Source organism: Klebsiella sp. OBRC7 (assembly GCF_000293135.1).
Classification (GTDB): Bacteria; Pseudomonadota; Gammaproteobacteria; order Enterobacterales; family Enterobacteriaceae; genus Klebsiella; species Klebsiella michiganensis.
Map to the genome: position 1 here is coordinate 38345 of NZ_ALNJ01000001.1, position 11111 is coordinate 49455.

The window sequence follows — 11111 nt, forward strand, 5'->3', positions numbered from 1 at the left end:
ATATTTATTGCAGTTTTTGGAAACGCAAACGATTGGCTTTTGTAAAGGCGATGCTAAAAATTCATAAAAGGAATGATTTATCTGGAAAGCATACGGGCGAATGGATAAGCGAAAAAGCGGAGAAAGAGTGCGGCCCGGGCGGGGAGAAATAGCCCGGGGGCGTAAGCCGCCGCCCGGGAGAAGAGCAGAAGAGAACTCAGGAACAGATTTCGTAGCAGGGGATGTAAGCGGTGCCGCCCGGCAGCTTCATACGATGCTGGGCCACAAAGCCCTGCAGCAGATCGTCCATGCGGCGCATCATTGCCGGGTCGCCGTGAATCTTATACGGACCGAATTTCTCGATAGCCTGGATACCCACCTCTTTAACGTTACCGGCGACGATACCGGAGAAGGCGCGGCGGAGATCCGCTGCCAGCACTTCCACGGGCTGGTCCGGATAGAGTTTAAGGTTGGCCATATTCTCATGGGTCGGATCGAACGGCATCTGCAGGTCCGGCGCAATGCGCATCGACCAGTTGAAGCTATAAGCGTCGCCGGTCTCGCGGCGATTCTCTTTCACCATCGGCATCGCTTTTTTCATCTGCCGGGCCACTTCCGCGGCGTCGTCAACGATAATGCGATAGTGACGACGGGCGGCTTCACCCAGCGTATGGACGATAAACTCGTCCAGCACGCGGAAATAATCGGCACTCTCTTTTGGCCCGGTGAGAATCAGCGGTAGAACCTGCGATTTGTTCGACGGGTGCATCAAAATGCCCAGCAGATAGAGCAGTTCTTCCGCCGTGCCCACGCCGCCCGGGAAGATGATGATGCCGTGGGCGATACGTACGAACGCCTCCAGACGTTTTTCGATATCCGGCATGATGATCAGTTCGTTCACCAGCGGATTCGGCGGCTCGGCGGCGATAATCGACGGCTCGGTCATCCCGATAAAGCGGCTGTCTCTGTAACGCTGCTGCGCGTGGCCGACGGCGGCGCCTTTCATCGGCGCTTCCATCGCGCCCGGTCCACAGCCGGTGCAGATGTTAAGCTCGCGCAGACCCAGCTGGGTGCCAACGCGGCGGGCGTACAGATATTCGTTTTCGTTAATCGAGTGGCCGCCCCAGCAGACAATCATATTTGGCGCTTCGCCAACGTGCAGGGCGCGGGCGTTACGCAAAATGGAGAAGACCAGGTTGGTGATATGCACCGAGCTTTCAAGATCGAGGTTCGGGAAGCGGACGGTGTTGTGGATCTGGCCGTAGACGAACAGGATATCGCGCAGTACGGCAAACAGGTTGGCCTGCAGGGAACGGATAATACGCCCGTCAACGAAAGCGTCTTCCGGCGGGTTGATCAGTTCCAGCTTCACGCCGCGTTCGCGACGCAGCACGTTAATATCGAAGTTTTCAAAACGAGACAGAAGCTCCTTGCTGTTATCGGTCAGGCTCCCCGAGTTGAGCACAGCAAGCGAGCAGTTGCGAAAGAGTTGATACAGGTCACTGCTGGCGGTGCGTTTAAGCATATCCACTTCCAGCTGCGACAGCATATCCATTGAACCAAGCGGGCTAACGTGTGTAATCAAGTGAACTCCTTACAGGACGATTATCGTCTTCCTGTGATTACAATAGCCCTGCTGATGGCGTTTTCACAACCTTGCGCGCGGGTTAACGCACGCAAATTGTGAAAATGTTGATTATTGACGGGCGAGGCGACCGGTGGCCGGCACAAAATCGGTATTGCTGCGCCACGGGTTGATGTCCAGACCGCCGCGTCGCGTGTAGCGCGCATAAACCGAAAGGGCTTCCGGCTGGCAGAAACGCTGAATATCGTTAAAGATGCGCTCTACGCACTGCTCGTGGAATTCGTTGTGATGGCGGAATGACACCAGATAGCGCAGCAGCTTTTCGCGATCGATTTTCGCCCCGCGATACTGGATTTGCACCGACCCCCAGTCTGGCTGGTGGGTAATCAGGCAGTTGGACTTCAGCAGATGGCTGACCAGGGTCTCTTCGACCACTTTGCCGGCCGCGGCGTCCTGCAGGTAATCGGCGCTGAACTGGTAATTATCGATTTCAATATCCTGGTCGTCGATGCAGGTGCCATGCAGATGAGCGACCGGCTGGCCTTCGAGCTCATCGAGGCGATACAGCGCTACCTTCACTTCTCCTTGCGCACAGGCGCTGAGATCGCGCGCCAGCGTCGCCTCGACCGCCTGCCAGTCGGCAAAGCGCGTCTGGTTAAAGCTGTTGAGATAGAGCTTAAAGCTTTTTGATTCCACCAGGTTTACGGTGGTATCGCTGAGCTCCACGTGGCCCACGGCGACCTGCGGCAGGCCTTTGGCGTTCAGCCAGGAGAGCTCATACAGCGTCCAGATATCGGCGCCGTGAAACGGCAGGTTATCGGCGTGCAGATCCAGCGGGTCGCGGTTCAGGCTGCGCGGGACGCCCTGAAGCAGGCTGGCGTCGTAGGTATCGCGGTAATCGGTTGATTTTCCGAGCGTCAGGCCGGCCAGCGCCTGATGATTATCGTAAGAAGACATGTTTCACCATAGTTAAAGCGGTTACACTATATGCCAAGTGTATCCTGTCTAACGTGAAGAGAGAAACCGGTGGACCAGCAAACCGCAGAAGCGCTACAAGCATTTACCCAACGTTATTGTGAGGCGTGGCAGCAGCAGCGCTCCAGCCTGCCGCGCAGCGAAGAGCTTTACGGTATCCCGTCGCCGTGCGTCAACGGCACGGATGATGACGGCGTTTTCTGGCAGCCGCAGCCGTTTTCATTAGAACAAAACATTCACGCGGTTGAACGGGCGCTGGAGATTGTGGTACAACAACCGCTTCATGCTTATTATACCACTCAGTTTGCCGGTGATATGCAGGCGCGTTTTGCCGATGAAACCATGACGCTGCTGCAAACCTGGAGCCCGGATGATTTCCAGCGGGTGCAGGAGAATCTGATTGGTCATCTGCTGGTGCAAAAGCGTTTGAAGCTGTCGCCCACGCTGTTTATCGCCACGCTGGACAGCGAGCTGGAGGTCATTTCGGTCTGTAATATGAGCGGTGAAGTGATCAAAGAGACCCTCGGCACCCGAAAACGGACGACCCTTTCTCCCTCGCTTGCGGGTTTCCTTAATTCCCTTAAGCCAGTTCTGTAATCCACAGTACCCAAACTTTTGTGAGAGATCTCTTACAAGACCTGTAAGAGATCGTCATCATTTAAGCCGATCCTTCAGGCGGCGTATTTTAAGAAATATAATATTTTTCAAGTGATTAATGATTTTCTCATTAAGGATACTGACGATTAATCTTAAGATATTGCCTTAACAAGGGTTGTAAGACAGGGCGGAATCAGGGATTCTATACGCATCGACAGGGAGTTGATAAACGAAGTGAACATCAGGATGATGACGCTTCTGCAGGACCCGCCGGGATGGCGTTGCAAGGACAGGCTTCAGGATGAAGCACAGGATAACGCGGGATTGCGTAAAAGGACACCTCCAGGAAGGAGAACGAGAGCCGAGCGGGACGTTCGGTGGATCAGGAAGATCAGGATAGACTTAAGGATGAGTTATTTCGCATCGGGGTGGTGTGAAAGCAGGATGCAACTGTTTATGGATGAACATGGTCAGGAGACCTCAGGAAAAGTTTTCAAGGACGAGCAGGGAGCACCAATGTAGCTGGATTGCTGCAAAACGAACCGGGAGCACTGTTTTATACAGTGCTCCCTTTTTTTATTTCTCGTCTGAATTTGCTATTCTGCGCCGGTTTTTAACTCACCGAGGTTTCCCATGACTCTTGACCATCGCGTGCGCGAGCGCCTGCTCGCCATTGAAGCGCTGCTGCGCGAAACGGAACACTGGCAGGATAGTGCCCCCGATAGCCGCGCGTTTGCCAGCGAACAGCCGTTTTGCCTCGACACCATGGAGCCGATTGAATGGCTGCAGTGGGTATTGATTCCGCGTATGCGCCAGCTGCTGGAAAGCGGAATGCCGCTGCCGCAGAACTTCGCCGTTGCCCCCTATTATGAGATGGCCCTCGATAACGCTCACCCCGTACGCGAGCGGTTGCTGGCCGAACTGGTCCTGCTGGATGCGCTGTTTGCCGGCGGCGAAGCCTGATGCTGGAAATTTTATATCAGGACCGTTGGCTGGTCGCGGTAAACAAACCTTCGGGCTGGCTGGTACACCGTAGCTGGTTGGATCGTGATGAAAAAGTGGTGGTAATGCAGACCGTGCGCGACCAGATAGGCCAGCACGTGTTCACCGCCCATCGTCTCGACAGGCCGACGTCCGGCGTGCTGTTGATGGGGCTATCGAGCGAAGCGGGAAGATTGCTGTCGCAGCAGTTCGAGCAGCATCAAATGCAGAAACGCTATCATGCGATCGCTCGCGGCTGGCTCAACGACGAAGCGGTGCTTGATTATCCGCTGGTTGAGGAGCTGGATAAAATCGCCGATAAGTTCGCTCGCGAAAATAAAGATCCGCAGCCGGCGGTGACGCATTATCGCGGCCTGGCGACGGTAGAGATGCCGGTGGCGACCGGACGTTACCCCACGACCCGCTATAGCCTGGTGGAACTGGAACCGAAAACCGGACGTAAACATCAGCTGCGTCGCCATCTTGCCCATCTTCGCCATCCGATTATCGGCGATAGCAAACATGGCGATTTGCGGCAGAATCGCAGCGCGGCGGAACATTTTGGCTGCGATCGGCTGATGCTGCACGCCAGTCAGCTCTCGTTAACGCATCCCTTTACCGGCGAACCGCTGGTCATTCGCGCCGGTCTTGACGACGTCTGGATGCGCGCGCTGTCGCAGTTTGGCTGGCGCGGCCTTCTCCCGCTAAATGAAAGGGTTGAGTTTGCCGACGACTGCGGTCAGGATGAAGAGATACAGGTCAATTCAGGGAGCTAGTCATGGCGGAAGTCGGAATTTTTGTCGGTACAATGTATGGAAATTCGCTCCTGGTCGCCGAAGAGGCGCAGGCTATTTTGAGCGGGCTGGGTCATCAGGCGAAAGTCTTTGAAGATCCTGAAGTCAAAGACTGGGAGTCATATACCGGGAAATATGCGCTGGTGGTGACTTCGACCACCGGGCAGGGTGATTTACCGGACAGCATTGTGCCCTTGTACGAAGGCATCAAAGATATGTATCAGCCGCATTTACGCTATGGCATTATCGCCCTGGGCGATAGCACCTACGCCAACTTCTGCGGCGGCGGTTTGAAGTTTGATGCGTTATTGCAGGAGCAGGGCGGCACGCGCGTGGGCGATATGCTGATGATTGACGCCAGCGAAGATCCGGAACCCGAAAGCGTCTCTAACCCATGGGTAACGCAGTGGGCGACGCTGCTTGACTAAAAAGTTTCGCCCTCTCCCTACAATAGAGGGCGCCCCTTTTATTACTGATGTTCAATGCCAGTGCCAGATTAACGGTCAAAAAGATCGTACCAATTCTCCGCGCGGCTGGCTTCGGGCATTTGCCTTAAAACCTGTGTTATGCCAGGGTCTTTACCGGGCTATTTCACGGGGTCAAGAGAGTTGATTCACACTCCTGTCTTTTGTACCGCCCTCTCCACCTCTCAACGGGCGCGGTTTTTCATTTCCGTGAACCATCCCCCATCTCGTTAGGCATACGCCATAAATCAGATTTGCTCAGCCAGTGAAAGCTGTGTATTTGCACGGTGAGCCCGGCAGCCCCTCTTTTTATACTTTCCCTGCCAGTTCCCAATGCAGTGCCAGATATAACGAAAACAATGAAAAACACTAACACGTCATTCTGAGTACCCTACAGGTTGTGCTGTTCAGAATGAACGTAGCTAACGCTATGATTCAGGAGTGCAACAATGAGTTCATTAAGTCAGGCGGCGAGCGGCGCTGAAAAGCGCACTAATGCTCGCTACTGGATAGTGGTGATGCTGTTTATCGTCACATCCTTCAACTACGGCGACCGCGCCACCTTATCCATTGCCGGATCGGAGATGGCCAAAGATATTGGTCTTGACGCCGTTGGCATGGGTTATGTTTTCTCCGCCTTCTCATGGGCCTACGTTATCGGTCAGATCCCAGGCGGCTGGCTGCTTGACCGCTTCGGTTCAAAACGCGTCTATTTCTGGTCCATTTTTATCTGGTCCATGTTTACCCTGCTGCAGGGCTTCGTCGATATCTTCAGCGGCTTCGGCATTATCGTCGCGCTGTTTACCCTGCGTTTCCTTGTCGGCCTAGCCGAAGCGCCATCTTTCCCCGGAAACAGCCGTATCGTCGCGGCATGGTTCCCGGCGCAGGAGAGGGGCACCGCGGTGGCTATCTTTAACTCCGCGCAATACTTTGCCACCGTTATTTTTGCGCCAATCATGGGTTGGCTGACCCATGAGGTGGGCTGGTCGCACGTGTTCTTCTTTATGGGCGGCCTCGGGATTATCATCAGCTTTGTCTGGCTGAAGGTCATTCATGAACCCAATCAGCATCCGGGCGTGAACCAAAAAGAGCTGGATTACATCGCCGCAGGCGGCGCGCTGATCAACATGGATCAGGCGGCGGCCAAAGCCAAAGTGCCGTTTAGCGTAAAATGGGGGCAAATTAAGCAGCTGCTGGGTTCCCGCATGATGATTGGCGTCTATATCGGACAGTACTGCATCAACGCTTTAACCTATTTCTTTATCACCTGGTTCCCGGTTTATCTGGTGCAGGCGCGCGGCATGTCCATTCTGAAAGCCGGTTTTGTCGCTTCGGTGCCGGCTATCTGCGGCTTCGCGGGCGGCGTGCTCGGCGGGATTATTTCCGACTGGCTGATGCGGCGTACCGGCTCGCTGAACATCGCGCGTAAAACGCCGATCGTGATGGGGATGCTGCTGTCGATGGTGATGGTGTTCTGTAACTACGTCAACGTGGAGTGGATGATCATCGGCTTTATGGCGCTGGCCTTCTTCGGTAAAGGCATCGGTGCGCTGGGCTGGGCGGTGATGGCGGATACGGCGCCGAAAGAGATCAGCGGCCTGAGCGGCGGTCTGTTCAACATGTTCGGCAATATCTCCGGCATCGTGACGCCGATTGCGATTGGCTACATCGTTGGCACCACCGGTTCGTTTAACGGCGCGCTGATTTATGTAGGGGTCCATGCGCTGGTGGCGGTGCTGAGCTATCTGGTTCTGGTCGGCGATATTAAGCGTATTGAACTGAAACCTGTGGCAGGACAATCATCATGACAACGCAATCGAGCCCCGTCATCACGGACATGAAGGTTATCCCGGTGGCCGGGCAGGACAGTATGCTGCTCAATATCGGCGGTGCCCATAACGCGTACTTTACCCGTAATATCGTGGTGCTGACCGACAGCGCCGGCAATACCGGCGTCGGCGAAGCGCCCGGCGGCGAGGTGATTCATCAGACGCTGGTGGAGGCGATCCCGATGGTTTTGGGGCAGGAAATCGCCCGCCTGAATAAAGTGGTTCAGCAGGTGCATAAAGGCAACCAGGCCGCGGATTTTGACACCTTTGGTAAAGGCGCCTGGACGTTCGAACTGCGGGTGAACGCGGTGGCGGCGCTGGAGGCTGCACTGCTGGATCTGTTGGGCAAGGCGCTCAACGTGCCGGTTTGCGAACTGCTGGGACCGGGTAAGCAGCGCGATGCGGTAACCGTGCTGGGCTACCTGTTCTACGTGGGCGATCGTACGAAGACCGATCTGCCCTATCTGGAAAGCACGCCGGGCAGCCACGCGTGGTATCGCCTGCGTCATCAGGAAGCGCTGAACAGCGAGGCGGTGGTGCGGCTGGCGGAAGCCGCGCAGGATCGCTACGGCTTTAAAGATTTCAAACTCAAGGGCGGCGTGCTGCCCGGCGAGCAGGAGATCGAAACCGCCCGCGCGCTGAAGAAGCGTTTCCCGGATGCGCGCATTACGGTCGACCCTAACGGCGCCTGGCTGCTGGATGAAGCCATCGCCCTGTGCAAAGGGCTGAACGATGTGCTGACCTACGCCGAAGACCCCTGCGGCGCCGAGCAGGGCTTTTCCGGCCGCGAAGTGATGGCGGAGTTTCGCCGCGCCACCGGTTTGCCGGTGGCAACTAACATGATCGCCACCAACTGGCGCGAAATGGGCCATGCGGTGATGCTGAACGCCGTGGATATTCCGCTGGCCGATCCGCACTTCTGGACCCTGTCCGGCGCGGTGCGCGTGGCGCAGCTGTGCGATGACTGGGGCCTGACCTGGGGCTGCCATTCCAATAACCACTTTGATATTTCACTGGCCATGTTCACCCACGTAGGCGCGGCGGCGCCGGGTAACCCCACGGCCATTGATACCCACTGGATTTGGCAGGAGGGAGATTGCCGCCTGACTAAAAATCCGCTGGAGATTAAGCACGGAAAAATTGCCGTTCCGGACGCGCCAGGGCTTGGCGTTGAGCTGGACTGGGATCAGGTACAGAAAGCGCATGAGGCGTATAAAAAGCTGCCCGGCGGCGCGCGTAATGACGCAGGCCCAATGCAGTACCTGATCCCCGGATGGACTTTTGACCGTAAACGCCCCGTTTTCGGCCGTCACTGATTTGAATAAGGACTAAATTATGAGCGCACAATTTTCGACCCCCGTTGTTTCTTCTATGCAGGTCATTCCGGTCGCGGGCCACGACAGCATGCTGATGAACCTGAGCGGCGCGCACGCCCCGTTCTTCACGCGCAATATCGTGGTGATCAAAGATAATTCCGGCCATACCGGCGTCGGTGAAATCCCCGGCGGAGAGAAAATCCGCACCACCCTGGAGGACGCGATCCCGCTGGTGGTCGGTAAGACGCTGGGTGAATACAAAAACGTGCTGACCGCCGTGCGCAATACTTTCGCCGACCGCGACGCCGGTGGACGCGGTTTGCAGACCTTCGATCTGCGTACCACAATTCACGTAGTGACCGGGATCGAAGCGGCGATGCTTGACCTGCTGGGCCAGCATCTGGGCGTGAACGTGGCGTCTCTGCTGGGCGATGGCCAACAGCGCAGCGAAGTGGAAATGCTCGGCTACCTGTTCTTCGTCGGCAACCGTAAAGCCACGCCGCTGCCGTATCAGAGCCAGCCGGATGACAAATGCGACTGGTATCGCCTGCGTCATGATGAAGCGATGACCCCGGATGCGGTGGTGCGCCTTGCGGAAGCGGCGTATGAGAAATATGGCTTTAATGACTTTAAACTGAAAGGCGGCGTACTGGCCGGGGAAGAGGAAGCGGAGTCCATCGTTGCGCTGGCGAAGCGCTTCCCGCAGGCGCGCGTGACCCTCGATCCGAACGGCGCGTGGTCGCTGGATGAAGCGATCAAAATTGGCAAATACCTGAAAGGCTCTCTGGCCTATGCGGAAGATCCGTGCGGCGCAGAACAGGGCTTCTCCGGACGCGAAGTGATGGCGGAGTTCCGCCGCGCCACCGGTCTGCCGACGGCGACCAATATGATCGCGACCGACTGGCGTCAGATGGGCCACACGCTGTCGCTGCAGTCCGTCGATATCCCGCTGGCGGATCCGCACTTCTGGACCATGCAGGGTTCCGTCCGCGTGGCGCAGATGTGCCACGAGTTTGGCCTGACCTGGGGCTCGCACTCTAACAACCACTTTGATATCTCGCTGGCGATGTTTACCCACGTGGCGGCGGCAGCGCCGGGTAAAATTACCGCCATCGACACCCACTGGATCTGGCAGGAGGGTAACCAGCGTCTGACCAAAGAGCCCTTTGAAATTAAAGGCGGGATGGTACAGGTACCGGCGAAACCGGGTCTGGGCGTGGAACTCGATATGGATCAGGTGATGAAAGCCCATGAGCTGTACCAGAAACACGGCCTGGGCGCGCGCGATGACGCGATGGGCATGCAGTATTTGATCCCGAACTGGACGTTTGATAACAAGCGTCCGTGCATGGTGCGCTAAAGAAATAGCGGTCCCTTCGGGGGCCGGTTTCCTGCACGGCGTCGGGTAATCGTTCATTTTAAGGACAGCATATGAAGATAGTGATCGCACCGGATTCATACAAGGAGAGCCTGAGTGCGCTGGATGTCGCAACCGCGATAGAACAAGGTTTTCGGGAAATTTACACCGATGCGGAGTACGTCAAGATGCCGGTTGCCGACGGTGGCGAAGGAACCGTTGAAGCCATGGTTGCCGCGACCCAGGGATGCCGGATTGCGGTCACCGTCACCGGTCCGCTCGGTGAACCCGTGGAGGCCTTCTATGGCCTGTCGGGCGATAGGCAGTGCGCATTTATTGAAATGGCGGCGGCAAGCGGCCTGGAGAGCGTACCGCCGGCGCGGCGAAATCCTTTGCTGACCACTTCATGGGGGACCGGCGAGCTGATTCGCCATGCGCTGGATGCCGGAGTGAGTCAAATTATTATCGGCATCGGCGGCAGCGCGACGAACGACGGCGGCGCCGGGATGGTACAGGCGCTGGGGGCGAAACTGCTGACCAAAGATAACCAGCAGATTGCCGCCGGCGGACGCGCGCTGGAGAGCCTCGCGCGCATCGACGTTAGCGAACTTGATCAACGCCTGGCCGGCTGTCGTATTGACGTCGCTTGCGATGTTACCAACCCGCTGACGGGACCACAGGGCGCGACGGCGGTATTTGGGCCGCAGAAAGGGGCGACGGCGGAGATGATCCCCTGCCTGGACAGCGCGCTGGCCCATTTTGCCGATATTATCCATCGCGATTTAGAACTTGATGTGCTGCATCTTGAAGGCGGCGGCGCGGCGGGGGGAATGGGCGCGGGCCTGTACGCCTTTTGTGGCGCAAAGCTGCGGCCGGGCATTGAGATTGTGACCGATGCGCTCCATCTTGCCGATATCGTGGCGGATGCGGACCTGGTGATCACCGGTGAAGGGCGTATCGATAGCCAGACGGTTCACGGCAAAGTGCCAGTTGGCGTGGCGAGGGTGGCAAAACGCTACAACCTGCCGGTCATCGGCATTGCCGGGAGCCTGACGCCTGACGTCGGCGTCGTGCATCAGCACGGCCTGGATGCGGTATTCAGCGTGATTTATTCCGTTTGCACCCTGGAGCAAGCACTGGAAAATGCCGCCGAAAACGTGCGTATGACGGCGAGAAACGTCGCCGCCGTGCTGAAAATGGGCCGGCTATTATAGGTTTTTCCCCGGTCGCGAAG

Annotated in this window: 10 protein-coding genes; 8 read left to right on the plus strand and 2 right to left on the minus strand. The window is 56.8% G+C overall.

All coding sequences use genetic code 11. The features are described 5' to 3' along the window. Window positions 1-196: 196 nt before the first annotated feature. Both ppnN and queF read right to left on the minus strand, forming a co-directional pair. Window positions 197-1564 carry a nucleotide 5'-monophosphate nucleosidase PpnN gene (gene ppnN / locus HMPREF1144_RS00200; protein ID WP_004853652.1) on the minus strand — a complete coding sequence of 456 codons (1368 nt, stop codon included), beginning with the start codon at window positions 1562-1564 and terminating at the stop codon, window positions 197-199. A 111-nt stretch (window positions 1565-1675) separates the two neighbouring features. Next, entirely contained in the window at window positions 1676-2521 is an 846-nt protein-coding gene (gene queF / locus HMPREF1144_RS00205) for an NADPH-dependent 7-cyano-7-deazaguanine reductase QueF (protein WP_004853651.1), read from the minus strand. A 69-nt stretch (window positions 2522-2590) separates the two neighbouring features. Between queF and syd the strand changes: the two genes are divergently transcribed. The 8 genes from syd to HMPREF1144_RS00250 all read left to right on the plus strand — a co-directional run bounded on the left by syd (window position 2591) and on the right by HMPREF1144_RS00250 (window position 11091). Beyond that, window positions 2591-3136, plus strand: a complete 546-nt coding sequence (gene syd, locus HMPREF1144_RS00210; RefSeq protein ID WP_009651556.1) for a SecY-interacting protein — start codon at window positions 2591-2593, stop codon at window positions 3134-3136. Between the two features lie 633 nt (window positions 3137-3769). Then, complete coding sequence (locus tag HMPREF1144_RS00220; protein ID WP_004124369.1) at window positions 3770-4099, plus strand: YqcC family protein; 330 nt, start codon at window positions 3770-3772, stop codon at window positions 4097-4099. Next, complete coding sequence (gene truC, locus HMPREF1144_RS00225; protein ID WP_004853649.1) at window positions 4099-4893, plus strand: tRNA pseudouridine(65) synthase TruC; 795 nt, start codon at window positions 4099-4101, stop codon at window positions 4891-4893. Before HMPREF1144_RS00220 ends, truC begins: the two co-directional genes overlap by 1 nt. Before the next feature lie 2 nt (window positions 4894-4895). Next, complete coding sequence (locus HMPREF1144_RS00230) at window positions 4896-5339, plus strand: flavodoxin (protein WP_004124364.1); 444 nt, start codon at window positions 4896-4898, stop codon at window positions 5337-5339. A 485-nt stretch (window positions 5340-5824) separates the two neighbouring features. After that, the gene (gudP, locus tag HMPREF1144_RS00235) at window positions 5825-7183 is read left to right on the plus strand and encodes a galactarate/glucarate/glycerate transporter GudP (protein WP_004124361.1); all 1359 of its coding nucleotides are present in this window, start codon (window positions 5825-5827) and stop codon (window positions 7181-7183) included. Further along, window positions 7180-8520, plus strand: coding sequence for an enolase C-terminal domain-like protein (locus HMPREF1144_RS00240; protein WP_042926655.1), 1341 nt, complete (start codon window positions 7180-7182; stop codon window positions 8518-8520). The genes gudP and HMPREF1144_RS00240 overlap by 4 nt, the downstream gene beginning before the upstream one ends. A gap of 19 nt (window positions 8521-8539) precedes the next feature. Further along, window positions 8540-9880 (plus strand): glucarate dehydratase, encoded by a 1341-nt coding sequence (gudD, locus tag HMPREF1144_RS00245; protein WP_004853647.1) that lies wholly within the window; start codon window positions 8540-8542, stop codon window positions 9878-9880. 71 nt (window positions 9881-9951) lie between these two features. Continuing rightward, window positions 9952-11091, plus strand: coding sequence for a glycerate kinase (locus tag HMPREF1144_RS00250; protein ID WP_009651594.1), 1140 nt, complete (start codon window positions 9952-9954; stop codon window positions 11089-11091). Window positions 11092-11111: the final 20 nt, after the last annotated feature.

What these genes read in the sequence shown, in the direction of transcription:
- queF (WP_004853651.1), bottom strand. Translation starts at nt 2,521, where the DNA reads ATGTCTTCTTACGATAATCATCAGGCGCTGGCCGGCCTGACGCTCGGA.
- HMPREF1144_RS00220 (WP_004124369.1), top strand. Translation starts at nt 3,770, where the DNA reads ATGACTCTTGACCATCGCGTGCGCGAGCGCCTGCTCGCCATTGAAGCG.
- truC (WP_004853649.1), top strand. Translation starts at nt 4,099, where the DNA reads ATGCTGGAAATTTTATATCAGGACCGTTGGCTGGTCGCGGTAAACAAA.
- HMPREF1144_RS00230 (WP_004124364.1), top strand. Translation starts at nt 4,896, where the DNA reads ATGGCGGAAGTCGGAATTTTTGTCGGTACAATGTATGGAAATTCGCTC.
- gudP (WP_004124361.1), top strand. Translation starts at nt 5,825, where the DNA reads ATGAGTTCATTAAGTCAGGCGGCGAGCGGCGCTGAAAAGCGCACTAAT.
- HMPREF1144_RS00240 (WP_042926655.1), top strand. Translation starts at nt 7,180, where the DNA reads ATGACAACGCAATCGAGCCCCGTCATCACGGACATGAAGGTTATCCCG.
- gudD (WP_004853647.1), top strand. Translation starts at nt 8,540, where the DNA reads ATGAGCGCACAATTTTCGACCCCCGTTGTTTCTTCTATGCAGGTCATT.
- HMPREF1144_RS00250 (WP_009651594.1), top strand. Translation starts at nt 9,952, where the DNA reads ATGAAGATAGTGATCGCACCGGATTCATACAAGGAGAGCCTGAGTGCG.